At 67.7% G+C, this 23,739-nt stretch carries 19 protein-coding genes; 8 read left to right on the plus strand and 11 right to left on the minus strand.

Translation table 11 applies throughout. The features are described 5' to 3' along the window. Positions 1-37: 37 nt before the first annotated feature. Positions 38-1,405 (minus strand): amino acid permease, encoded by a 1,368-nt coding sequence (locus AB1281_RS14505; RefSeq protein WP_430346237.1) that lies wholly within the window; start codon positions 1,403-1,405, stop codon positions 38-40. An 82-nt stretch (positions 1,406-1,487) separates the two neighbouring features. Beyond that, a complete protein-coding gene (locus AB1281_RS14510; protein WP_014038112.1) occupies positions 1,488-2,210 on the minus strand; it encodes an AraC family transcriptional regulator in 723 nt (240 codons plus the stop codon). Positions 2,211-2,318: 108 nt separating this feature from the next. On the opposite strand from AB1281_RS14510, the gene AB1281_RS14515 reads away from it, so the two are divergent. Continuing rightward, on the plus strand, positions 2,319-2,651 hold the full coding sequence (locus tag AB1281_RS14515; protein WP_430346238.1) for a hypothetical protein: 333 nt from the start codon (positions 2,319-2,321) through the stop codon (positions 2,649-2,651). Between the two features lie 9 nt (positions 2,652-2,660). On the opposite strand, the gene AB1281_RS14520 is transcribed toward AB1281_RS14515, so the two are convergent. Continuing rightward, positions 2,661-3,335: a serine aminopeptidase domain-containing protein gene (locus AB1281_RS14520; RefSeq protein WP_430346239.1), complete on the minus strand. Its 675-nt coding sequence runs from the start codon at positions 3,333-3,335 to the stop codon at positions 2,661-2,663. Between the two features lie 371 nt (positions 3,336-3,706). On the opposite strand from AB1281_RS14520, the gene AB1281_RS14525 reads away from it, so the two are divergent. Continuing rightward, positions 3,707-8,692 carry an autotransporter domain-containing protein gene (locus AB1281_RS14525; protein ID WP_430346240.1) on the plus strand — a complete coding sequence of 1,662 codons (4,986 nt, stop codon included), beginning with the start codon at positions 3,707-3,709 and terminating at the stop codon, positions 8,690-8,692. A 51-nt stretch (positions 8,693-8,743) separates the two neighbouring features. Here the strand turns inward: AB1281_RS14525 and AB1281_RS14530 are convergent, their stop codons facing one another. Next, positions 8,744-10,870: a methyl-accepting chemotaxis protein gene (locus AB1281_RS14530; protein WP_430346241.1), complete on the minus strand. Its 2,127-nt coding sequence runs from the start codon at positions 10,868-10,870 to the stop codon at positions 8,744-8,746. A 235-nt stretch (positions 10,871-11,105) separates the two neighbouring features. On the opposite strand from AB1281_RS14530, the gene AB1281_RS14535 reads away from it, so the two are divergent. Beyond that, a complete protein-coding gene (locus AB1281_RS14535) occupies positions 11,106-12,068 on the plus strand; it encodes a L,D-transpeptidase family protein (RefSeq protein WP_430346242.1) in 963 nt (320 codons plus the stop codon). A 4-nt stretch (positions 12,069-12,072) separates the two neighbouring features. After that, entirely contained in the window at positions 12,073-12,753 is a 681-nt protein-coding gene (locus tag AB1281_RS14540) for a M23 family metallopeptidase (RefSeq protein ID WP_430346243.1), read from the plus strand. Here the strand turns inward: AB1281_RS14540 and AB1281_RS14545 are convergent. From AB1281_RS14545 to hflK, 5 genes are all read right to left on the minus strand, one after another. After that, the gene (locus tag AB1281_RS14545; protein ID WP_430346244.1) at positions 12,683-13,345 is read right to left on the minus strand and encodes a hypothetical protein; all 663 of its coding nucleotides are present in this window, start codon (positions 13,343-13,345) and stop codon (positions 12,683-12,685) included. The two genes, AB1281_RS14540 and AB1281_RS14545, sit on opposite strands and share 71 nt — an antisense overlap. Before the next feature lie 116 nt (positions 13,346-13,461). Then, entirely contained in the window at positions 13,462-14,754 is a 1,293-nt protein-coding gene (locus tag AB1281_RS14550) for an adenylosuccinate synthase (protein WP_006463282.1), read from the minus strand. A gap of 292 nt (positions 14,755-15,046) precedes the next feature. Further along, positions 15,047-15,232 (minus strand): DUF2065 domain-containing protein, encoded by a 186-nt coding sequence (locus AB1281_RS14555; protein ID WP_005414170.1) that lies wholly within the window; start codon positions 15,230-15,232, stop codon positions 15,047-15,049. A 68-nt stretch (positions 15,233-15,300) separates the two neighbouring features. Further along, the gene (hflC, locus tag AB1281_RS14560) at positions 15,301-16,164 is read right to left on the minus strand and encodes a protease modulator HflC (protein WP_010482785.1); all 864 of its coding nucleotides are present in this window, start codon (positions 16,162-16,164) and stop codon (positions 15,301-15,303) included. Further along, on the minus strand, positions 16,161-17,294 hold the full coding sequence (gene hflK / locus AB1281_RS14565; protein ID WP_032127819.1) for an FtsH protease activity modulator HflK: 1,134 nt from the start codon (positions 17,292-17,294) through the stop codon (positions 16,161-16,163). The genes hflC and hflK overlap by 4 nt, the downstream gene beginning before the upstream one ends. Before the next feature lie 153 nt (positions 17,295-17,447). Between hflK and AB1281_RS14570 the strand changes: the two genes are divergently transcribed. Further along, positions 17,448-18,443: a YhdH/YhfP family quinone oxidoreductase gene (locus AB1281_RS14570; protein WP_430346245.1), complete on the plus strand. Its 996-nt coding sequence runs from the start codon at positions 17,448-17,450 to the stop codon at positions 18,441-18,443. A gap of 88 nt (positions 18,444-18,531) precedes the next feature. Further along, positions 18,532-18,903 carry a twitching motility response regulator PilH gene (pilH, locus tag AB1281_RS14575; protein WP_005410644.1) on the plus strand — a complete coding sequence of 124 codons (372 nt, stop codon included), beginning with the start codon at positions 18,532-18,534 and terminating at the stop codon, positions 18,901-18,903. Between the two features lie 98 nt (positions 18,904-19,001). Here pilH and AB1281_RS14580 read toward each other — a convergent pair whose 3' ends face one another. After that, complete coding sequence (locus tag AB1281_RS14580; protein WP_014038123.1) at positions 19,002-19,889, minus strand: DnaJ C-terminal domain-containing protein; 888 nt, start codon at positions 19,887-19,889, stop codon at positions 19,002-19,004. A gap of 261 nt (positions 19,890-20,150) precedes the next feature. Here AB1281_RS14580 and AB1281_RS14585 point away from each other — a divergent pair, with 261 nt between their 5' ends. Further along, positions 20,151-20,633, plus strand: coding sequence for a peroxiredoxin (locus AB1281_RS14585; RefSeq protein WP_032127816.1), 483 nt, complete (start codon positions 20,151-20,153; stop codon positions 20,631-20,633). A gap of 29 nt (positions 20,634-20,662) precedes the next feature. Then, positions 20,663-21,238, plus strand: a complete 576-nt coding sequence (locus AB1281_RS14590) for a ferritin-like domain-containing protein (RefSeq protein WP_164117788.1) — start codon at positions 20,663-20,665, stop codon at positions 21,236-21,238. A gap of 84 nt (positions 21,239-21,322) precedes the next feature. On the opposite strand, the gene pbpC is transcribed toward AB1281_RS14590, so the two are convergent. Continuing rightward, a complete protein-coding gene (gene pbpC / locus AB1281_RS14595; RefSeq protein WP_430346246.1) occupies positions 21,323-23,704 on the minus strand; it encodes a penicillin-binding protein 1C in 2,382 nt (793 codons plus the stop codon). Positions 23,705-23,739 lie beyond the last annotated feature (35 nt).

Raw genomic sequence — 23,739 nt, forward strand, 5'->3', positions numbered from 1 at the left:
CCCCGTGGTAGTGCCGGCCGCTGGCCGGCAGCTTCAATCAGGCCTCGCGCATGCGCCGTGCGATGGCGCTGCTGGCGGCGATCGTGGCAGTCAGTGCCACCATCGACAGGAACTGCAGGCGGGTGTGCGACTCGCTCAGCAGCAGGCCGAAGATCAGTGCCAGAATCGCCAGTGCACAGCAGGTCAGCCACGGGAAGCCGGCCATGCGGAACGGCAGGCGGGTACCCAGGCGATCCGCGCGGCGGCGCAACACCAGCTGCGAGACCAGCGACAGCGTCCACACCAGCAGGCAGGTGGAACCGACGATGTTCAGCAGCACCGGCAGCACCCGGTCCGGGAACAGCAGTTCCATCACCGTGGCGGCAAAGCCGAACAGCACGCTGGCCAGCACGGCGATCACCGGCACCTGGCGCGGGTCGGTCCAGCCGAGCACAGCCGGCGCTTCGCGGCGCTGCGCCAGCGAATACATCATGCGCGAGGCACCGTAGAGGTTGGCATTGAGTGCCGACAGCAGCGCGATCACGGCGATCAGGGTGATGGCGGTACCGGCGCCCGGGATGCGGGCGATGTCCAGCACCGCGGCGAACGGCGACTTCAGCGCCTCGCTGGTCCACGGCACCACGGCGATGATCACGCTCAGCGAGCCGATGTAGAACACCAGGATGCGCCAGGCCACGGTGCGGATGGCACGGGCAATGCTGCGCTCGGGATCTTCGGTTTCGGCCGCCGCCACGGCCACGATCTCGGTGCCACCGAAGGCAAAAACGACAACCAGCAGCGCTGCACCGATCCCGGCCAGGCCCTTCGGTGCGAAGCCACCGTGTTCGGTGAAGTTGCTCAGGCCCGGCGAGGCCACCTGCGGCAGCCACCCCATCAGCAGCGCCACGCCAATGGCGATGAAGGCCAGGATCGCCGCCACCTTGAGGATGGCGAACCAGAATTCGAACTCGCCGAAGTTCTTCACTCCGAGCAGGTTGATCGCGGTGAAGAACAGCATGAAGGCCAGCGCCGCCATCGGTACCGGTATCGCCGGCCAGACCGTGGCCAGCAGCCCGGCTGCACCCACGGCTTCGGCGGCGATCACGATCACCAGCTGCACCCACCAGAGCCAGCCCACGGTGGCACCGGCGGTAGCGCCCATGGCGTCGGCTGCATACACCGAGAACGCGCCGCTGGTGGGCTTGGCCGCCGCCATCTCACCCAGCGCGTTCATCACGATGATCACCAGCGCACCAGCGACCAGATACGACACCAGCACCGCCGGACCGGCCGCCTGCACACCCACGCCCGAGCCGAGGAACAGGCCAGCGCCGATGGCGCTGCCCAGGCCCATCATGATCAGCTGGCGGGGCTTGAGCGAATGTCCGAGGCGGGACGGCGAGGCGGTCGGAATCGAGTTGGGCATCGGCGGGGCTGGCGGCGGGCTACAGGGGCGACACCTTACCCTGTCCCGTGCCCACGGGGATAGGCACAGCGCAGCAGTCGGCTCAGGCCAGCGCCGGCTCGCCGACGTTCCCACCGATACGGGCGCGATAGGCACGTGGCGAGAAACCGGTTTCAGCCTTGAACTTGCGGGTGAAGGCGCTCTGGTCGCTGAAACCGCAGGCCTGGCCGATGCAGGCGATGCTGTCGTCGCCATGCAGCAGGTGCATGGCCATCTGGATCCGCAGCCGGGTCAGCACCTGCTGCGGGGTCATCTGGAACACCTTGCGGAAGCTGCGCTCCAGCTTCGACAGCGAGAAACCGGTGATGTCCAGCAGGGTCTGCATGCGCACGTTCTCGGCGTAGTGCGCGTTGAGGTGGGCCAGCGCCAGCCGCAGCTGCTCGTACTGGGTGCCGAGGCTGTCCTTCTGGCCGAGGTCGCGGGAAATGCCGATCAGGCCCTCGATGGCCCCATCGACCACCAGCGGGCGCTTGCAGGTCAGGCACCAGCCCGGTTCGCGGTTGGCGAACAGGTGCAGCTCCATCAGGTTCTCGATCACCTCGCCGGACAGCACGCGGGCGTCCTGGTCGACGTAGTCCGCACTGAGGCCGGTCGGGTAGATCTCGGCCGCGGTACGCCCGATCACGTCCTTGCGCGCGCGCAGGCCCAGCCGCCGCAGCATGGTCTGGTTGACGTGGGTGTAACGCCCCTGGCGGTCCTTGATGAAGAACAGCACATCCGGGATGGCGTCGAACAGGGCTTCGATGTCGGCGGGCTCGACTCGCATGGGGCAAGCATAGCCGAGGCGCCCTTGCCGGTGCGATCACCCTTGCGGGACTTGCGCTTAACGCCGCCAGGCCCACCGTGGGGGCCAGCCCCCACCGGAGAACCGGCCATGCCCCGCGGTGACAAATCCGCCTATACCGAAAAACAGAAGCGCCAGGCCGAGCATATCGAGGACAGCGAGCGCGAGCGTGGTGCCAGCGAAAGCACCGCCGAACGCATCGCCTGGGCCACAGTGAACAAGCAGGATGGTGGTGGCAAGCGCAGTGGTAGCGGGCGCAAGGCGGCCACGAAGAAGGCAGCAAAGAAGACGGTGGCCAAGAAGGCCAGCACCACCGCCTCACGCAGCGCTGCCGCAAAGAAGGCGGCGAAGACCCGTGCGGCGAAGAAGACCGTGCGCGAGGTGGCGGCGAAGAAAGCAGCACGTACCCGCGCGCGCGGCTGAGCCCTTCGATCAGGGCGACAGCGTCCTCATCCACGCGGCAACTTCGGCTGCAGCTGCGTCAGCGCGCGCCTGCAGCAGCAGATGTGGCCCCTGCAGCGATACATGGCGGGCATCGGGCAACAGGGCCTGCAGCTCGGCCACGCTGGGCGGCCATAGCAGGCGGTCCTGCTGGGCATGCAGGCATAACGTTGGCAACACGAGTTCCGGCAGCAGTGCACGCACATCCACCTGCAGCGTCGCCGCAGCACGCTGGCGCAGGGTTGCCGCCGGCACCTGCGTGATTGCCAGGCCCAGCTCGCGCAGGTTCGCACGCGTCCGCCATTGCCCCAGCAGCAACCGGGCCATCAACGCAAGTGGTGGCAACGGCCACGCCGGAGCCAGCATCCGTGCGCTCGCCGCAGGCAGCGGCACCGGCCTCCGTGCGAAGGTCGTACTCAGTACCAGCCCTCGCAGGCCCGGCGGTGGCGCCGCCGCCAGCTCAACGGCCAGGGGACCGGCGAACGATTCGGCCAGCAGCACGAACGGCGCGTCCGGCAGCCGGGCACGCAGCGCCTGTGCCAGCGTGGCGTAGTCCTGCTGCCCGCAGGTGGGCAGCGGCAGCACGACCACCGGAACGCCCTCACCCCGCATGGCCGCCACGAACCCCGCAGACAACAGGCCAGTGCCATCCAGTCCTGGCAGCATGACGACCGTCAACGGCGTTGGATTCCTCACCGGAACGTCCTCTACATCGAAAGGCAGGTGATGCCGAGCATCGCCGAACAGGCGCCGGCTCGCCATACGTACCGGTACGTGGGGCCGCAAAGCAGCGACTGCAGCGGCCCCCATTGGCAATTGCCGGGAAGCGTATAGAATCGCCGCCACACGGGCCGCCAGCGGCAGTCCAGGGGGCTACAGGAAACACGTGCCACGGCACGGAATTTGCATTGCGGCAATGGACTGTCGACCGGTATCCCGGCCGGCATCGGGAATCTGAAGACAAGGAACGGGCTACCAGCAGGTGTGCGTAGGCGCAGTGCGGTGGCTGACATTCGTGGAGTGATCAGGGGGATCGCATGTCCGCACCAAACACTGTCCGTCCGCTGCTGCGGGCGGCACTTCTGCTGTTTTGCCTGCTGACCGTCTGGTCAGCCCAGGCCGCACAGGTCAACTTCAGTTCGGGAATGTGGCCAGGCGGCATAGCCCGCAGTGGCGAAGGCGGCTCGCAGCCCATTCCCGGGCTGACCCTGGAGATCAGCAACACCGATTCGCCGGGGGGCCCGGCGATCGGCGGCATGTACCGCCGCGACGATTCCTTCTTCGGCACAGGCCAACCGGGATTCAGCGCCATTACCCACGACCAGGACGTGCCCGGTCGCCTCGACATGGCCATCAAGTCGGCCAATGGCCGGCCGTTCTCGCTGAAGTCCTTCGTCTATGTGAACTGGGGTGAGAACTACGGAACGCAGGTGCAGGTGACCGGCTTCCGTGCCGGCGCGCCGGCCAGTGGCGCCGTGCATACCTTCGGCTGGCTCAACTACACGCCGATGCTGGTGACCCTGCCTGCCAGCTTCGACAACGTCGATGAAGTGCGCATCGAGATGCTGCCGGGCGGCACGGTACAGGGCAACCGGTTCTCCTGGCATGCCATCAACAACCTGGTGATCGATGTTCCCAACAGTGCGCCCACCGACATCACCCTGTCGGCGAACACGTTGCGGCAAAGCAGTGCGGCCAATGCGCCGGTGGGAACACTGAGCAGCTCCGATGCCGATATCGGCAGCAGCTTCACTTACGCGCTGGTGAGCGGCACCGGCAGTACCGACAACGCCTCGTTCGCGATCTCCGGAAACACGCTGACGGCGAGTGCGCCTTCGGCCTTGGCCGCCGGCAACCACAGTATCCGGGTGCGCACCACCGATGAGAATGGTGCCACCTTCGAGAAGGCGTTCACCCTCATCGTCATCGACGATGTTGCGCCGACGGTAAGCAGCATCGCGCCCAGCGGTTCGCCTGCTGCAACAGCCACCAGCGTGAACTTCGCCGTGGTGTTCAGCGAACCGGTCAGCAACGTTTCCACCGATGACTTCATCGTGGTCGGCATTGGCGCCACATCCGGCACCATCAGCGCGGTGACTGGAAGTGGCGTGAACTACATGGTGAACGTTACCGGTATCACCGGTAGCGGCACGCTCAGGGTCGACCTCCGCAACAACACCAATATCACGGATGCGGCGGGCCTTATCGCCCCTGGATTCAATAGCGGCTCCACCCATACCGTAGCCATTCCCACCGCGCCCGCTGCCCCTACCCTGGCCAGTGCAAGCGCATCCGACAGCCAGGCCGTGGTCAGCTTCACCGCGCCTTCAAGCGACGGCGGCTCGGCCATCACCGGCTATGTCGTCACCTCCTCGCCGGGCAACATCGTCGCCTCCGGCCCGGCCTCGCCGATCACCGTCACCGGCCTGAGCAACGGCACGGCCTATACCTTCACCGTCACCGCAACGAACGCCATCGGCACCAGCGTAGCGTCCGCCGCTTCGAACGCCGTCACGCCCAAGGCCACACAGACCATCACCTTTGCCAACCCGGGCACGCAGAACTTCGGCACGGCCCCGACGCTGACCGCCACCAGCAACTCCGGGCTGCCGGTAACCTTCAGCTCCTCCACCACCCCGGTTTGCACCATCACCGCTGGCGGCACGCTGACCTTTGTCCGGGCCGGCAGCTGCAGCATTCATGCCGACCAGACCGGCGACGGCGCGCACCTCGCTGCACCGACCGTTTCGCAGACCTTCACGATCGCCGCCGTGGTGCCCGGTGCTCCGACGATCGTCGCCACGACCGCAGGCGATGGCCAGGCATCGATCGCCTTCACTGCACCGGCCAGCAACGGCGGCAACACCATCACCGGCTACACGGTCACCTCCAATCCCGGTGGCATCGTCGGCACCGGCAGCAGTTCTCCGATCGCGGTGCCGGGCCTAAGCAACGGCATCAGCTATACCTTCACCGTCACCGCCACCAACAGCGCTGGCACCGGTTCCGCTTCGGCTGCCAGCACGGCTGTCATCCCGAAGGCCGTGCAGTCGATCACGTTCGCCAACCCGGGCACGCAGAACTTCGGCACCAGCCCGACGCTCACCGCGACGGCGCCGGGCGGAGCAGTCGTGTTCACCTCCAGCAGCACCGCCGTCTGCACCATCACCAGCAACGGCGCACTCACCTTCCTGACGGCAGGCACCTGCACGATCAACGCCGACCAGGGCGGTGATGCCGCCTATCTGCCGGCACCGCAGCTGAGCCAATCGTTCAGCGTTGCCGCCATCGTGCCCGGTGCGCCAACCAGCGTGACCGCGACGCCTTCGGGTACCGCGCAGATCACCATTGCGTTCAGCGCGCCCGCCAGCACGGGCGGGGCGACGATCAATGGCTATACGGTGACCTCCTCGCCCGGCGGCATCTCGGCCACCGGTACCGCCTCGCCGATCGCGGTCAACGGCCTGACCATCGGCCAGTCGTATACGTTCACCGTCACCGCCACCAACAGCGCCGGCACCGGCACCGCATCGGCCGCGTCCAACGCCGCCGTGGCCGCCGACGCGATCGTTGCCAGCCCCTCCAATGCCACCGTGGCATACAACACCGCAAGCGCGGTCCCGCTGGCCATCAGTGGCATTCCCACCAGCGTCGCCGTCATCGGCGCGCCGGTCCACGGCCAGGCAACGGTCAGCGCGGCGACCGTGAGCTACACCCCGACCACCGGTTACTACGGCCAGGACAGCTTCAGCTACCAGGCCACCGACGGCAACACGACCTCCGCCACGGTGACGGTCAGCATCGTTGTGTCGCCGCCGACACTGGCAGCGAGCCCTGCCTCACTGGCGGCAGCGACCGCAGGCAGCGCATATACAGCAACACTGTCGACCAGCGGCGGTGCCGCCCCTTACAGCTACCAGCTGATCGGAGCGCTGCCGACGGGCCTGTCGTTGAGCCCGAACGGGACCCTCAGCGGCACGCCCACAACAGCTGCCAGCTACGCCTTCAGCGTGCGCGTGACCGACAGCAGTACCGGCGATGGCCCCGCGCGCAAGGACACGGCGTACACGCTGGTGGTCAATGCGCCGCAACTCGCGTTTGCGCTGTCCAGCCTGCCGCAGTCGTCCACCGCGATCGCCTATGCGCAGCGCCTGCAGGTCTCGGGAGGGGCGGCGCCGTACAGCTTCGCGGTCAGCAGTGGCACGCTGCCGGCCGGCCTGGCGCTGGCCACGGATGGCACCTTCTCGGGCACGCCACGCGGCGCGGGCAGCTACGCGTTCAGCGTGACTGCCACCGATGCCAACGGCTTCACCGCCAGCCAGGCGTACACCCTGCAGGTGGTCGAAGCGGTGCAGCAGATCAGTGCCTTCCAGGCCAATCCTGCCGCGCCGGTCTACAGCGAGAATGGGCGCTTCACCCTGTCTGCCAGCGGTGGTGCATCCGGCAATGCGATCGTGTTCGCCACCACCACGCCAGCCGTATGCCGGGTGGAAGGCAACACCGTGCTGATGCTGGGCGCGGGTCGCTGCAGCCTGACCGCAGACCAGGCCGGCAACACGCAGTACCTGGCCGCCACCCAGGCCTTGCTGGAGGTGGATATCACCCCCGCGGTGCCCGTGCTGCAGTGGCCGCAGGAGCTGCACAAGGTGTTCGGCGAAGCGGCCTTTGACCTCGCCGATCCGCAGAGTCCAAGCCGTGGCGCCTTCAGCTTCAACAGCAGCGATGCCAGCGTCGCCAGCGTGCAGGGACGCACCGTCACCCTGGTCGGCGAAGGCGTGGCGATCATCACCGTCACCCAGGCGGCCAGTGGCAGCTTCGCTGCCGGCAGCGCGCAACTGCGGCTGGTGGTCAGCCAACGCCCCGACCCCACCCGCGACCCGGACGTGGTCGCTACTCTGCAGGCGCAGGTGGATGCCAGCGTGCGCTTCGCCAGTGCACAGCAGGCCAACATCCGTGATCGCCTGCGCCAGGTGCGCGGCGGCAGCAACGCGTCCAGCAACCAGCTGTCGCTGAGCTATGCCGGCGGCAAGGACCTGCCTTCGCTGCCCGTACCGGTATCGCGACTGGGTGGCAGCGCCCTGCCCGCGTTGCCGGCCGGCTGGGGCATATGGGCCTCGGGCAGTGCCAACTACGGCACCGGCGCTGGCCACAGCAGTTACGACTTCCGTACCGACGGCTTGACCATCGGCGTGGACCGCGCGTTCGGCACGCAGTTCCTGTTCGGTGTGGCCGGCAGCCTGGGTCGCAACAACAGCGACATGGAAGGCAGCGACGCGCGGGTGAAGTCCGACCAACGCTCGCTGGCCGCCTACGGCCTGTGGCGCGGGGGTGAGCACCTGTTCGTCGATGGCGTCGTAGCCACCGGCACACTGGACTTCGACACCCGCCGCTGGAGCGCCGATGCCGCCGCTTTCGCGCAGGGCAGGCGTGATGGTGACCAGTGGTTCGGTTCGCTGGCCATGGGTTACGAGCACCGCGATGGGGGCATGACGTTGACCGGCTACGGCCGCATCGAGGCCAGCCGCAGCACCCTGGACAGCTACCGCGAAAGCGGTGCAGGCCTGTACGACCTGGTCTATCGCCAACAGGTGGTGCGCAACAGTGCGGTGGCACTGGGGCTGGAAGGCGCGTACCTGTCCTCCGACCCGGAGGCCCGCGTGCGCCCGTTCTGGAGCATCGAATACCGGCAGGCACTCGACGACAAGGGCGACGCCTACCTGAACTACGTGATGGGACCGCGCGCACAGGACTACCAGCTGCGCATGCAGAGCTACAACGACCATGCGTTGTCCATCGCGGCCGGCATGGACGTGCGCCTTCAGCAGGGCTGGTTCATGTCGCTGCTGCTGGGTCACGAACAGACCCGGGGTTCCAGCCGCGCGACCAGCATCGGGCTGCGGCTCGGTTACGGTGCCGCAGGCGGCGCCTCAGGAGCCAGCGCAATGGGCAACAACAACGAGGATGGCAAGCAGCGCTGCAATCCACGCCGTTGCCCGCCGCAGGCTGGCGCCGCACCGCGCTGAGGCGGCCCAGCAAGGACACGCCAGCCCCGGACAGGGCTGGCGTGTGTCGACTCAAGCAGCCCGCGCTGCAGCGTGGTGAGCACGCACACCCTGCTCCACCTTGAACACCGACACCGACGTGGTCAGTGCATGCGCCTGTTCTTCCAGCGCGCGGCTGGCCGCGGTGGCTTCTTCCACCAGCGCGGCGTTCTGCTGGGTCACCTGGTCCATCTGCACCACCACCTGGTTGACCTGCTCGATGCCGGCGGCCTGTTCCTTGCTCGCCGCTGCGATGTCGCTCATCAGCTGGGTCGTGCGCGAACTTGCCTGGGCCACACGCGCGATCGCGGCTTCCGATTCAACGGTCACCGCCAGGCCACTCTTCACCTTGGCAGCGGCGTCTTCGATCAGCTCCTTGATCTCCTTGGCGGCGAGGCCGGCGCGCTGCGCGAGCGTGCGCACTTCGCTGGCGACCACGGCAAAACCGCGACCCTGCTCGCCTGCACGTGCGGCTTCCACCGCCGCGTTCAGCGCCAGGATGTTGGTCTGGAACGCGATGCCGTCGATCACCGTGGAGATTTCCGAGATGCGTGCCGACGACTGGTCGATCTCACCCATCACCGAGGCCATCTGTGCCATCGCCTGTTCGGTCTCGCGCACGGCGGCGCCGGCCGCATGCGCTTCGCTGTCGGCCTGTCGCGCCAGCTCGGCGTTCTGGCGCACGGTGGACGTCAGTTCCTCCATCGATGCAGCGGCTTCTTCCAGGTTGGCCGCCTGCTGCTCGGTGCGGCGCGACAGGTCGTTGTTGCCGGCGGCCAGTTCCTGCGCCGCGTTGTTGATGCTGTCGGCAGCCACCTGGATGCCCCGCACGATGCCGGTCAGCTGTGCGGTGGTGGTGTTGGCATCGTCGCGCATACGGGCGAACACGCCGTCGTACTCGCCGTCCATGCGTGCGGTCAGGTCGCCGTTCGAGATCGCGCGCAGCACGTCAGAGACGTCGGCGATGCTGGCCTGCGAACTGGCCATCATGCCGTTGAGATGCTCGACCATCGCCTTGAACTGGTGCTGGAACGCAGCGGCATCGCCACGCATGCTGAAATCACCAGCGCGTGCGGCGCGGGCCAGTTCATCAATCTGCGCGTTGATCGCCATCAGGCTCTGCTTCACCGCGGCCAGGGTACGGGTCAGCGTGCCCTTCTCGCCCGGGTAGTCCGGCAAGTCGCGGCTGAGGTCGCCGATGGCGTAGCGCTGCATCACCTCGGCCATCAGCAATTCCACCTGCACGTGCGATTCGACCAGGCTGTTGGTGGCCTGCACCATGCGGCCGAAGTCGCCCGGGAATGCACCGGCGTCCATGCGATAGCGGATCGCACCCGCTTCGTGCTGCTCGGCCATCTGCAGCTGCGCGCCGATGGCCGCCTGCACGCTCTGCCGTACGCTGGCCATGGCTTCACCCAGCTGGGTCAGTTCATCGCGGCCGCCAAGACGGAACTCCTGGTCCAGCTGGCCCTTGGACAGGCGCTCGGCCAGGTTCACCGCGCGGGCCAGCGGGCCGGTCAGGCTGCGGCCGATCATCACCGAGGCACCGATGCCCACCAGCAGCGCAACGCCGCCCAGCACCAGCAGCTGCAGCAGGCTGCGCTCACCCAGGCGGATCGCCTCGGCGGCGGCCTTGCGGCTTTCCTTCTCTTCGAAGTCCACGCCATCGGACAGTGCCTTGTTCCAGCCGTTGGCCGCTTCCTGCACCGGGCCCAGGGTCAGCGCCACGGCGCCCGGGTAATCGCCCTGCTCCATCAGTTCGCTGGTCTGCTTGTTGAGCGGGCGCGCGATGGCACGCTTGGCCGCGATGGTTTCCGCGATGGCCTTGCCGTCGGCGTCGCTGGGCAGCGCCTGGTAGGCGGTCCAGCTGGCCTCGTAGCGCTTGACCAGATCGGCGATGCGCTGCTCATCGTGGCCGCGGTCATCGCCCTGGCGGATCAGCATCTCGCGCCGCACCACCATCATCTGGTTGTTGGCATCGAGCATCTGCGACAACAGGCGCACCTTGGCCACGCTGACATCGACCACCTGCTGCATCGCGCGCTTCTGCACGACACTGGCGGTGGCGCCGGTGGCCACCACGGCGGCAACCAGCAGCAGCAACAGGCCAAAGCCCAGCCCAAGACGCCAGGCAACCCTGACGTTCCTCAAGTAGTTCATGGGGGTATCCAAAACGGGGGGATGCGCCCTTATCGGCGGCCCGGCAGGCAATCTTGATCGCCGTCCGTCGACGGCGTCGGCCACCGTTCACCTTGGTGAGCCCACGGCGCAGCAGCACCTGCGCGCTGGACACGGCTGCAATACCCATGGCTGCTCATGCCGGCATCAGATCCCTTTCACGGTGGCTCGGCGGCTGCTGCGGGCAAGGTGGTGGCGTGACCTGCTGGAGATCCCAATGCCCTTGCCCGTGTCCCGATCCACCCTGCTCGCTCTCTCGCTGCTGGCGTCGCCAGCCTTCGCGCAGGCGCCGCCGCCCGAGCTGCCCGCCCCCATTGCCGAGAAAGCCGGGCCGGATATGGCCCCACGCTCCGCGCTGCACGCCCAGGTGCTGCTGGATCGTGCGAATTTCTCTCCCGGCCAGATCGATGGCGAAGCGGGCAGCAACCAGCGACGCGCGGTGTCGGGCTTCCAGGCGGCGCATGGGCTGACCGTAACGGGTGAACTGGATGACGCCACCTGGAAGGCTCTGCAGGCCGATACGATCACGCCGCTGGCCAGCTACACGCTGACCGCTGAGGATGTCACCGGCCCGTTCCGGCCCATACCGAAAGGACCCGCCGCCCAGGCCAAGCTGAAATCGCTGGGCTTCAGCAGTGTGGAAGAAGCCCTGGGCGAGCGTTTCCACGCGTCTCCTGAGCTGCTGAAGCTGCTCAATCCGGGCGTAGATCTGAGCAAGGCAGGCGGCCGCATCCAGGTACCCAACATCGCACCCGCCGCATTGCCGAAGGCGACCAAGATCGTGGTCGACAAATCCGACTCCACCCTGCAGTTGCTGGATGCGCAGGGCAAGCTGATCGCACAGGTCCCGGTGTCGTCGGGCAGCCAGCACGACCCGTTACCGATCGGCGAATGGAAGATCCTGGGCGTGTACCGCGACCCGCCGTTCCACTACAACCCGAAGCTGTTCTGGGATGCCCGCAAGGGCGAAAAGAAGGCCACCCTGCCACCGGGCCCGAACAATCCGGTCGGACGCGTCTGGATCGACCTGTCCAAGCCGCATTACGGCCTGCATGGCACACCCGAACCCGGCCACGTGGGCAAGACCGAATCGCATGGCTGCGTGCGCATGACCAACTGGGATGCGGTGCGTGTGGCCGATGCAGTGGATACCTCGGTACCCGTGGTGATGCGGGAGTGAGCCGATGCGTCTTCCGCAGCTGATCGTACTGGGCGTTCTGCTGGGACTGGGTGCAGGTTGGTGGCTGCGCCGCGCCGCGAGTGAGCCGGCAGCCACCTCGCTGCCGGCGACGCCATCAACGGTGGCCACCGCGCCGGTGACGGAACCAGTAGCGCGGCGCGGAGCAGCCCCAGCCGCCGCCACCGCGCAGTCGGCCGCGCAGGCTGCGGATGCACCGTCCGGTCTGCTGCTGCCGGTGCAGGGCGTACTGCCCTCTCAGCTGCGCGACACCTTCACCGATGCGCGCAGCGAGGGCCGTGTGCACGATGCCATCGACATCATGGCCGATGCCGGCACCCCGGTACTCGCGGTGGCGGATGGCACGGTGGAAAAACTGTTCGACAGCGAGCGCGGCGGCTTGACGATCTACCAGTTCGAACCCAGCGGACGCTGGTGCTACTACTACGCGCATCTGCAGCGCTATGCCGATGGCCTGGCGGAAAAACAGGTGATCAAACGCGGGGATGTGATCGGTTACGTCGGCAGCACAGGCAATGCCAGTGCCGACGCGCCGCACCTGCATTTCGAAGTACACATGCTCGGACCGGAAAAACAGTGGTGGAAGGGAGAGTCGATCAACCCCTATCCCCTGCTGAAGTCGGCGGCACTGACGCCCGGCGCTGCCAGCGCCTCAACACCAGAGTAAAGACAGCCAACGCAGCCCCTGGAATCAGCAGGAACAGCGCCGCCATCTTCCAGAAGAAGAACGGCCACAGCCAGATGTAATCCAGGTCGGTCAGCTTCAGCAGGTCCAGCGGTGGCTGCAGCTCGATGTCTGCCGCGTGCCCGGCCAGCGCCGGGTCCACCTCCAGCACGGTTACCCGTAGCCATGAGCGGCCGCGTGGCAATGCGTCGCCGCGGCCATAGCCAAAGTAGAACGCCGTGAGGCCGCTGGACTCGACCGATACCAGCGCGCGGATGATGCCCTGCCCGGCCACTCCCGAACGCTCCCCTGCGCGGAAGTCTCTCTGATCGGTCGGAGTTTCGATGTGCAGCAGCACCTCGGGGTCAGCCTCTGTACCGTCCGCGGCATAGCGCAGGCGCAACCGCAGTTGGTCATCGATAAGGCGGTAGACGGTGATCTGGGCGGTTGCGCCAGGACTCAGCACCAGCGGCATCGTCTGCGTGCGCGAAGCCAGGGCATTGGCGGCCGCACCCAGCAGCAGTACCAGGCAGGCGATGCCCCACAGGCTCCACAGCACCCACAGGGTGATCCGCGCCACCGTTACGCCCTTCACGCTGACATCCTGGTCATTGCGTCGCTTCCCGCTGGCCCTAGCGACACAGTAACGAAAAAGCCCCGCTTGCGCGGGGCTTCTCCTGTCACCTACGCCGGGCAGCACCCGGCGCTAGCTCAGGCGAACGGATCCTGCAGGACCATGGTGTGGTCGCGGTCCGGGCCGGTGGAGACGATGCTGATCGGGCAGCCGGCCAGCTCTTCCAGCGAACGCAGGTAGGCACGTGCGGCCGGCGGCAGCTCGTCCCAGTTGGTGATGCCGTGGGTGTTCTCGCTCCAGCCCGGGAACTCCAGGTACACCGGGGTGCAGTCTTCCCAGCCCTGCGCGTCCAGCGGCGCGTACTCGGTGCGCTTGCCGTTGTACTCGTAGGCGATGCAGACCTTCAGCTTTTCCATGCCATCCAGCACGTCCAGCTTGGTGATGCACAGGCCGCTGATGCCGTTGATGGCCACGGCGCGCTTCAGCGCGACGATGTCCATCCAGCCGCAACGACGCGGGCGGCCGGTCGAGGCACCGTACTCGGCACCGCGGTCACGGATGCCCTGGCCGACTTCGTCGTCCAGCTCGGTCGGGAACGGACCGCCGCCGACGCGGGTGGCGTAGGCCTTGGCGATGCCCAGCACGTAGTCGATCGAATCGGCGCCGACGCCGGAACCGGCCAGCGCACCACCAACAGTGGTGTTGGAGCTGGTGACATACGGGTAGGTGCCGTGATCGATGTCCAGCAGCGCACCCTGCGCGCCTTCGAACAGCACGCGCTTACCCTGCTTGCGCAGGTCGTGCAGGATGCCGGCCACGTCGGACTTCATCGGCTGCACGTATTCGCCGAAGGCCAGCGCTTCGTCGAAGGTCTTCTGGAAATCGACCGCATCGGTGTTCAGATACTTGGTCAGCACGAAGTTGTGGTAATCCAGCGCGGTGCGCAGCAGCTCTTCCAGCTGCTTCGGGTAATGCAGGTCGGCGATGCGGATGCCGCGACGCGCCACCTTGTCTTCGTAGGCCGGGCCGATGCCACGGCCGGTGGTGCCGATGGCCTTGCCGCCGGCAGCGCGCTCGCGCGCCTGGTCCAGGGCGATGTGGTACGGCATGATCAGCGGCGCGGCCGGGGAGATCTTCAGGCGCGAACGCACTTCCACGCCGGAGGCTTCCAGCTCGGCGATTTCCTTCTGCAGCGCGGCCGGCGAGATCACCACGCCGTTGCCGATCAGGCACAGCGCATCGTCACGCAGGATGCCCGACGGGATCAGGTGCAGGACGGTCTTCTTACCGTTGATGACCAGGGTGTGGCCGGCATTGTGGCCGCCCTGGAAGCGCACGACGGCGCCGATTTCCTCAGTGAGCAGATCGACGATCTTGCCCTTGCCTTCATCGCCCCACTGGGCACCCAACACTACGACAGACTGACCCATGACGGGCTCCTCGATTTGTTGCGGCCATCGGGGCCGCGGACGGTTGAACCGTGGCGGGGCTGGCCAGCACCTGGAGGGCGGCTCCAAACGGGGAGCGGCCGGCGATGGAAGGCCCAGACACGGAAAAAGCCGAACGGGGAGGCCCGTCCGGCTTTTGTGCATTATCCGGGTTTCCGGGGTCCGCTGCCACCTTTCCGACGGACGGCTTCACCGGCCGGTCAGGCGCCTCCCCGGTAGTGCCGGCCGCTGGCCGGCAATCCCAGGTTGCCGGCCAGCGGCCGGCACTACCCTTTCAATGCCGCACCCACCACAGCAGGCTCAGGCCGGCCAGCAGCACCAGCCCGCCGAAGCTGCGCAGGGCCGGGCTGGGCAGGTCCAGCAGGCGTTCGGCCATGCGCTTCCAGGCGAACGGGGCGACGAACAGGAACAGGCCTTCCAGCACCGCCACCAGGCAGACGGCGGCGAACAGATCTTTCATGGGGGGACTCCGGAAAAAGCACGGGGCCCGGCATCTGGCCGGGCCCCGTGGGGTACTGCCCTGCGACCTCAGCGGTCGTTCTTCAGGTACTGCAGGAACGGGTCGTTCTTGTCGAGCACGATCACGCCGTTGCCGTCGGTCATGGAGCCACGGTAGGCCTCCAGGCTGCGGTAGAACGCATAGAACGACGGGTCGGCCGAGCCGGCCTTGCCGTAGATGCGGGCCGCATCGGCATCGCCTTCACCACGCAGGCGCTGGGCGTCACGCTCGGCCTCGGCGATCAGCACGGTGCTGTCACGGTCGGCCTGGGCGCGGATGGTCAGCGACTGCTCCTCGCCTTCGGCGCGCAGCTTGGCGGCTTCCTGCTTGCGCTGGGCGCGCATGCGCTCGTACACGTCGTTGATCACCTGGCTGTCGGTCGGCAGGTCCACCTGCTTGATGCGCAGGTCGATCATCTGCATGCCGAGGCCGGCCACCGCTTCGTTGATCCCCTTCAGCTGCTCCGCGATCAGCTCGCTGCGGTCGCCGGACACCAGCTGCTGCAGCGTGCGCGAGTTGATCTGGTTGCGCAGCGAGTCGGTGATGATCGGTGCCAGGCGGGCATTGGCGATGCGCGGATCGCCGCCGGTGGCACGGAAGTAGTCACCCACGTTGGAGATGTAGCCGATGGCGAAGAAGTCGACGCTGACGTCCTTCTGCTCGGCGGTGAAGTAACGCGCCGGGGCGGTGTCGAGCACCTGGAAGCGGCGGTCGAAGACCTTCACCGTTTCCACCACCGGCACCTTGAAGTGCAGGCCCGGCTTGATGTCCGAACGCACCACCTTGCCCAGGTTCAGCACCATGGCGGTCTGGTCCTCACGGACCACGTACACCGAGCCGAGCAGGCCCAGCACCACCGCCACGATCACGGCGATCCAGATAGGACTCTTCATCGGCTGCCCTCCTCACGGCCGCTCGGTCGCCCGGTCGGGCGGCCCACCGGCCGGCCCGGATCACGGGAAGCTTCCACCGCTGCACCCGGCAGCGACGGCATCACCACGTCCGGGTTCGCCACTGCGGCCGGGGCCGAGGTGGTGGGACGGGTGTCGCCGGTCATCGGCACGTAGATCAGCTGGCGGCCATCGCCACCGATCACCTTGCGGTTCTCGCTCAGCACCTGCTGCACGGTCTCCAGCCACAGGCGCTTGCGGGTCACTTCCGGGGCGTCCTTGTACTGGGCCTGCAACAGGCTGAAGCGCTGCGCGTCACCCTCGGCCTTGGAGACCACGGCCTGCTTGTAGCCTTCGGCGGTGGTACGGGCGCGCGAGGCCTGGCCTCGGGCTTCCGGCACGACCTTGGCGGCGTAGGCCTGGGCTTCGTTGATCAGGCGCTCCTTGACCTGCTGGGCACCGTTGACCTCGTCGAAGGCCGGCTTCACTTCTTCCGGCGGACGGGCGTCCTGCAGGGTCAGGCCGGTCACGGTCAGGCCGGTCTTGAACGCCTTCAGCAGCGCCTGCAGGCGCTCCTCGGCAGCCACGGCCAGCGGGCCACGGTTGTTCAGCACGGCATTGAGGTCGGCACGGCCGACTTCCTCGCGCACCGCGCTCTGCGCCGACTGCTCCAGCACCTGGTTGGCATCGACCGTGCCGAACAGGTACTGCTGCGGGTCGTCGATGCGGTACTGGACGTTCAGCGAGACGTTGACGATGTTCTCGTCGCGGGTCAGCACCGGCACCTGGATCGAGAAGGTCTTGATCTCAGTGGCGTTGACCTTGGTGACCGATTCGATCGGCCACGGCAGCTTGAAGTTCGGGCCGGGCTGCAGGATGCGCGAGAACTGGCCGAAGCGCAGCACCACGCCACGCTGCTGTTCGCCGATCAGCTGGAAGCTGGAGAACAGCACCAGCAGCACCACGGCTGCCACCACCCAACGCATGATGCCGCCGTCGAACAGGTCCTTCAGCGGCCCGGGCAGTCCGCCCCAGCCACCACCATTGCCACCGCCGCGCGACCCGAACGGCCCGCGTCGATTGTCCTCGGGGCCTTGTCCGCCCTTGTTGCCGCCGGGTGTATTCCAGGCCATGCACGCTCCATCAAGATGTGGGCTGCGGCGCGGGCCCTTCCCGCGGCGCCAGCCGTGAAACCATTACCGATCATACAAGATGGGGCGGATCGGCAGGATCGAAAGGGGGGCGACGGGGTAAGGTGGCGTTTTCCTCGAAGTCAGGCAACGCCGATGGCCCCCACCACCCCGTTCACCGCCTTCCGCATCGAAAACGACGACGCCGGCTACCGCAGTGGCCTGGCCCAGCTCAGGGTGGACGACCTCAACCCTGGACAGGTGCTGATCCGCGCCCACTGGTCCTCGGTCAACTACAAGGACGCCCTGGCCGGCACCGGCAAGGGGAAGATCCTGCGCCGTTTCCCGCTGGTGGGCGGCATCGACGTGGCCGGCACCGTGGTCACCAGCACCGACCCGGACTGGCGTGAAGGCGACGCGGTGCTGGCCACCGGCTGTGGCCTCAGCGAGACCCGCGACGGCGGTTACAGCCAGTATGTGCGGCTGGAGTCGCGTGCGGTGATTGCCCAGCCTGCCGGACTGAGCCCGCGCGAGGCGATGGTGCTGGGCACCGCCGGCTTCACGGCGGCGCTGGCCCTGCTGCGCATGCAGGACAACCGCCAGACCCCGGAGCTGGGCCCGCTGGCGGTCACCGGCGCCAGCGGTGGCGTCGGCGCACTGGCGCTGTCGATCTTCAGCCGTGCCGGCTACACGGTGCACGCGGTCAGTGGCAAGCCGGACCAGACCGGCTTCCTGCGCGCCATCGGTGCCAGCGAGGTGCTGCCGCGCGAGGCGCTGGCCGACACCGGCCCGCTGCAGTCGGCGCGCTTCGGCGGAGGCCTCGACAATGCCGGCGGCGCCATGCTCGCCAGCCTGCTGGCGCAGACCGTGCCCTACGGCAGCGTGGTCAGCGCCGGCCTGGCGGCCAGCCCGACGCTGGACATGACGGTGATGCCGTTCATCCTGCGCGGTGTGTCGCTGCTGGGGGTCTCGTCGGCCAATGCACCGCGCGCACTGCGCGAGGAGGTGTGGGCGCGCCTGGGCACTGAGTGGAAGCCGCAGCACCTGGACCGCATCTGCACCGCCGAGGTTGGCCTTGATGGCCTGCCGGCAGTGTTCGAGCGGATGCTGGCGGGTGGATCGCTCGGCCGCACCGTGGTGCGGATCGACTGAACGTCGCAGGCAGGCGACGGACGGCAGGTGCCCCCCTCCCGCCGGTAATGAGCCCGCACTACACTGCGGGCATTACATGGGGAACAACATGGCACGCATTCTGATCGTCGACGACTCACCGTCGCAGCTGTTGGGGATACAGCGCATCGTCGAGAAGCTCGGGCACCAGATCCTGACCGCGACCGATGGCGCCGCCGGGGTCGAAACCGCCAAGGCCGAGCTGCCCGACCTGGTCCTGATGGACGTGGTGATGCCCAACCTCAACGGCTTCCAGGCCACCCGTACGCTTGCCCGCGACGAGGCGACCCGGCATATCCCGGTGATCCTGGTGACCACCAAGGACCAGGACACCGACCGCATGTGGGGCATGCGCCAGGGCGCCAAGGCCTACATCACCAAGCCGTTCTCGGAAGACGAGCTGTCCGAGGTGCTGGAGCGGGTGTTCGCCGGGCAGGGCTGAGATGCGCGCGGTAGTGCCGGCCGCTGGCCGGCAACCACGCATCACCGTTCCGGGTCATGAAATTGCCGGCCAGCGGCCGGCACTACCGCAAGGCGTGCTCAGATTGACTCGCCAAACGCCTTGGCCAGATTCCGGTACGCCTTCTTCTGCGCCTCGTCGGTCGCAGCCGGGGCCACGATCTCGATCTCGACGATCTGGTCGCCGTCCGGGCTGCCCGGCAGGCCACGGCCACGCAGGCGCAGCTTGCGGCCGGCATCGGAGTCGGCGGGAATCTTCAGCTCCACCGTGCCACCCAGCGTCGGGACGCTCAGGCTGGTGCCCAGCGCGGCCTGCCACGGCGTCACCGGCAACGTATAGAGGATGTTGCGGCCATCGACCTCGAACTGCGGGTGGGCGGCGTACTCGACTTCCAGCAGCAGGTTGCCGCCATGGTTGCCCTGCCCGGCCAGGCGGATCACCTGGCCCGGACGGATGCCCTTGGGCACGCGCACGTCCAGCTGCTTGCCGTTGACGGTGATGCGCAGGCTGTCGCCGCTGTAGGCCGCTTCCAGCGGTACCGACAGCTTGGCGCGGGTGTCGCGGTTGGGTGCGTGGCCCTGGCTGCTGAAGCCCGGGCCCGGACCGCCACCGCCACGCTGGCGCGCGAACAGGCTTTCGAAGAAGTCGCTGAAGCCGCCGTTGGGTCCACCACCGCCGAACACTTCCTCGAAATTGAAACCACCGGCGCCACCGTAGTTCGGTGGCACGTTGAACTCCTCGCCCGGGCGATAGCCCTGCGCGCGCAGCTGGTCGTAGGCCGCGCGCTTTTCCGGATCGCGCAGCGCCTCGTAGGCCTCGTTGACCGCCTTGAACTTGTCTTCCGCCCCGGCCTCCTTGCTGACGTCCGGGTGGTACTTGCGTGCCAGCCGGCGGTAGGCGGTCTTGATCTCCGCCTCGCCCGCGCTCGGTTCCACCCCCAGGGTGGCGTAGTAATCCTTGAATTCCATCCAGCTACCTCGATCTGCTTCGGCCGCGCCGGTGGCGCCGCCCCGGGTTCATTCTACGCGCCGGCGATGCTACGCCGCCCCTCGTGCGGCCCCGGTGAGGCCGACTGATCCTGCGCAATGCGGCTGCCATCCCGATGCCCCAGGCTGTGGCTGGAAGCCCCCGCCGCAAAGCCTGAAGATGGGGCCTGCACACGGGTTTTCCAATGTCTTGACGCCCCTGTCCCATCCGGCCCACTAGCCTGCCCCAGCAAGGAGTTCCCCATGACCATCCATGTCGGCGACCGCATTCCGGAAGTGACCCTCAAGCGCATCCGCGAGGGCATCGAAACGCTCGATACGCATTCGCTGTTCGACGCGCGCAAGGTGGTGCTGTTCGCGGTGCCCGGCGCGTTCACCCCGACCTGTTCGGCGCGCCACCTGCCCGGCTACGTCGAGAAGTTCCAGGCGTTCCGCCAGCGCGGCATCGACGTCTACTGCATGGCCGTCAACGACCCGTTCGTGATGAAGGCCTGGGCTGCCGACCAGAGCGTGCCCGACGGCCTGCTGATGCTGTCCGACGGCAATGCCGAACTGACCCGCGCGCTCGGCCTGGAGCTCGACGCCAGCGCCTCGGGCATGGGCATCCGCTCGCGGCGCTTCGCGCTGTACGTTGTCGATGGCGTGGTGCGTGCGGCCTGGATCGAGCAGCCGGGCCAGTTCGAGGTGTCTTCCGCCGAGTACGTGCTGGAGCACCTGCCTACCTGATTCCCCACCGCAAGAGGAAACGGCCAGCCATGTCCAGCAAGCCAGCCAAAGCCACAAAGCCCGCCGCCAGGGTTCCCGGCATCAGCGACCGCAAGACCCTGCGCGAACGCGCCCGGCGCAACATCGAAGACGGTGCGATCACCGACAGCTACAGCGCCGACCGCAAGGTAGTGATCAAGCTGCTCAACGATGCACTGGCCACCGAGTACGTATGCGTGCTGCGCTACTACCGGCATTACTTCATGGCCAAGGGCATGCTGGCCGATGCGGTCAAGGCCGAGTTCCTCGAGCATGCACAGCAGGAGCAGGCGCACGCCGGCAAGCTGGCCGAGCGCATCGTCCAGCTTGGCGGCGAGCCCGACCTCAACCCGGATACGCTGACCGCGCGCTCGCATGCCGAATACAAGGAAGGCAGCGACCTGCGCGACATGGTCCGCGAGAACCTGGTGGCCGAACGGATTGCCATCGACAGCTACCGCGAGATGATCAACTTCATCGGCGACCGTGATACCACCACCAAGCGCATCCTTGAAGAGATCCTGGCGCAGGAAGAGGAGCACGCTGACGAGTTCGCCGACCTGCTGGACGGGTGGATCGGGGAATAGGCCTGTAACGCTCCCTGTAGAGTCGAGCCATGCTCGACTCGGGAGAAGCAGTCGAGCATGGCTCGACTCTACAAGGGCCTGGCGCTAGCGGAGGACATTGAACCGCACCTGCGTCCACGCGCCATCTGCCGCCAGCGCGGTAAGGGTGTGTGCGCCCGGCTCGGCGAATTCGCGCTGCATCAGCTGCGCGCCGTGGGTCTGCGCGATCCAGCGTCCGTCCAGCAACCAGTCCACTGCCTGCTCGCTGCCCAGCGCGCGCAGTTGCAGGCGCACGCCATGCTCCGAATTCGGCGCACGCGCCAGCGTGGCGCCATCATTGAGGCCGTCCACATGCAGCGCGACACTGGCTTCGCGCCCATCGTCGCGGCAGTCCGGTGACAGCGCCGGCAACTGCGAAGCCTCGCGCGTGGCCTTGGGCAGCCACGGGGACAACAACGCCGGCCAGCGCGCGATCTCTCGCGCGACTTCCTCATGCGGCAAACGGCAATCAGCGGATACACGCAGACCGGTTCGCGCGTCGGCCAGGTAACGCTGCCGCCCCGGCTGCCAGCGCCGCGCCTCGCGCTCGGGGAAGGTCGGCGGCGCCGCGCCGTCCAGCAGATAGGCCGACATCCGACGTTGGCACAGCGCCGCCGGCAGGCCCTCGGCGCGTTCGCCGGTGGGCCAGCAGATGTCTTCCTGGCTGACACTGGCCGGCATCGGTGCGGCCGCAGAATCGCCGCGCTGGCGCGGCAGGCTGTCCACCACCTCGAACATCAGCGGCAGTGCGGTGACCGCGCCGTACTGGCCCGGCAACGGCGTGCCGTCCGGCCGGCCCACCCACACGCCCACGGTGTAATGGCGGGTACTGCCGATCGCCCACGCATCGCGATAGCCATAGCTGGTGCCGGTCTTCCACGCCACGCGCGGGCGGCCACCAACATCGAAGGTGCCGACGCTGTAGCCCGGGCGCGGGTTCGATTCCAGCATCTCGCGCACGATCCAGCTGGCGCCCGGCGAGGCCAGGCGCCGCTCGATCATCGGCTCGTCGTCGGTGTAGCGCACGCGGCCGGCAATGCCGTTGCGGTTGAGCGCGGCGAAGGCGCCGACCAGGTCCTCCAGGCGCGCACCGGTGCCACCCAGGATCAGCGACAGGTTGGGCGTGCTGCCCGGTGGGAAGCGCAGCTGGATGCCGGAGTGCGAAAGCCGCGCAGCAAAGCGCGCGGCCCCAACCCGCTGCAGCAGGTCCACCGAGGGCACGTTGAGCGACAGCCGCAATGCGCTGGAGGCGCCAATCGGCCCGTTGAAGGCCATGTCGAAGTTGCCGGGGCGGTAGCTGCCGAAACTCTGCGGCGCATCGACCAGCAGGCTTTCCGAATGGATCAGGCCATCGTCCAGCGCCATTGCATACAGGAACGGCTTGAGCGTGGAACCCGGCGAACGCCAGGCCTGCACCATGTCCACGTGGCCCAGCCGCTGGCGGTCACCGAACGCCAAGGTGCCGACATAGGCACGCGCCTGCAGGGTCTGGTTGTCGACCACCAGCAAGGCGGCCGAGGTGCGCTCGGGCAGCGTCGAGAAATAGCTGGCCACGCGTTCTTCCAGCGTGCGCTGCAGGCCGATGTCGATGCTGCTCTGGATGCGTGCCTGGCCGGGGTACGCCGAGTGCAGTCGCTGCGCCAGCAGTGCGGCATGCAGTGGCGGCCGCAGCGAGCGCGCCACCACGTTCTCGATGCGCGCGTCCTCCACCTCTTCCGGTGTCCACGCGCCCAGTTCGGCCATGCGTGACAGCACCTTGTCGCGTGCCTTCTGCGCGGCTTCCGGGTGACGATCCGGGCGCAGCCGGCTCGGCGCCTGTGGCAGCACCGCCAGCAATGCGGCTTCGGCATGCGACAGCTGCGCCGCCGGCTTGCCCAGATAGGCCCAGCTGGCCGCTTCCACGCCCTCGATGGTGCCGCCATACGGCGCGCGCTCCAGATACAGGGCCAGGATCTGCTGCTTGCTCAGGTGCACTTCCAGCTGCACCGCGCGCAGCATCTGCTTGAGCTTTCCCCAGGGCGTGCGCGTATGCGGGTCGAGGATGCGGGCGACCTGCATGGTCAGGGTCGAGCCACCGGAAACAATGCGGCCGCCGCGCAGCAGCTGGCCGCTGGCACGCAGGATCGCCAGCGGGTTGATGCCCGGATGGCGCCAGAACCAGCGGTCTTCGTAGGTCAGCAGCGCCTGCAGGTACAGCGGCGAGACACTGTCGATCGATGCTGGGTAGCGCCACACGCCCTCGGCATCGGCAAACGCGCGTAATGGCGTGCCGTCGGCAGCCACCACCAGGGTGCTGGTATCACGCTGCTTCGGCAGCGGCGGCGGGAAGGCGAAATCCAGCACCAGCAGCAGCGCCAGCGCGGCGGCCGTGCTCCAGCGCAGCCACGGCCACAGCGGCCGCAGCCGGCGGCGCAGGGCCGCCAGCCGGGTCGTCATCGTGTTCTTCATTGCAGCGTGCCGGATTGGAGCTTGCCAGCGGGACG

Origin of the sequence: Stenotrophomonas sp. NRRL B-14846 (assembly GCF_050473585.1) — a bacterium.
Lineage (GTDB): Bacteria > Pseudomonadota > Gammaproteobacteria > Xanthomonadales > Xanthomonadaceae > Stenotrophomonas.

Coding starts and splice junctions, on each gene's coding strand:
- AB1281_RS14505 (WP_430346237.1), bottom strand. CDS start 1,405: ATGCCCAACTCGATTCCGACCGCCTCGCCGTCCCGCCTCGGACATTCG.
- AB1281_RS14510 (WP_014038112.1), bottom strand. CDS start 2,210: ATGCGAGTCGAGCCCGCCGACATCGAAGCCCTGTTCGACGCCATCCCG.
- AB1281_RS14515 (WP_430346238.1), top strand. CDS start 2,319: ATGCCCCGCGGTGACAAATCCGCCTATACCGAAAAACAGAAGCGCCAG.
- AB1281_RS14520 (WP_430346239.1), bottom strand. CDS start 3,335: ATGCTGCCAGGACTGGATGGCACTGGCCTGTTGTCTGCGGGGTTCGTG.
- AB1281_RS14525 (WP_430346240.1), top strand. CDS start 3,707: ATGTCCGCACCAAACACTGTCCGTCCGCTGCTGCGGGCGGCACTTCTG.
- AB1281_RS14530 (WP_430346241.1), bottom strand. CDS start 10,870: ATGAACTACTTGAGGAACGTCAGGGTTGCCTGGCGTCTTGGGCTGGGC.
- AB1281_RS14535 (WP_430346242.1), top strand. CDS start 11,106: ATGCCCTTGCCCGTGTCCCGATCCACCCTGCTCGCTCTCTCGCTGCTG.
- AB1281_RS14540 (WP_430346243.1), top strand. CDS start 12,073: ATGCGTCTTCCGCAGCTGATCGTACTGGGCGTTCTGCTGGGACTGGGT.
- AB1281_RS14550 (WP_006463282.1), bottom strand. CDS start 14,754: ATGGGTCAGTCTGTCGTAGTGTTGGGTGCCCAGTGGGGCGATGAAGGC.
- AB1281_RS14555 (WP_005414170.1), bottom strand. CDS start 15,232: ATGAAAGATCTGTTCGCCGCCGTCTGCCTGGTGGCGGTGCTGGAAGGC.
- hflC (WP_010482785.1), bottom strand. CDS start 16,164: ATGAAGAGTCCTATCTGGATCGCCGTGATCGTGGCGGTGGTGCTGGGC.
- hflK (WP_032127819.1), bottom strand. CDS start 17,294: ATGGCCTGGAATACACCCGGCGGCAACAAGGGCGGACAAGGCCCCGAG.
- AB1281_RS14570 (WP_430346245.1), top strand. CDS start 17,448: ATGGCCCCCACCACCCCGTTCACCGCCTTCCGCATCGAAAACGACGAC.
- pilH (WP_005410644.1), top strand. CDS start 18,532: ATGGCACGCATTCTGATCGTCGACGACTCACCGTCGCAGCTGTTGGGG.
- AB1281_RS14580 (WP_014038123.1), bottom strand. CDS start 19,889: ATGGAATTCAAGGATTACTACGCCACCCTGGGGGTGGAACCGAGCGCG.
- AB1281_RS14585 (WP_032127816.1), top strand. CDS start 20,151: ATGACCATCCATGTCGGCGACCGCATTCCGGAAGTGACCCTCAAGCGC.
- AB1281_RS14590 (WP_164117788.1), top strand. CDS start 20,663: ATGTCCAGCAAGCCAGCCAAAGCCACAAAGCCCGCCGCCAGGGTTCCC.
- pbpC (WP_430346246.1), bottom strand. CDS start 23,704: ATGAAGAACACGATGACGACCCGGCTGGCGGCCCTGCGCCGCCGGCTG.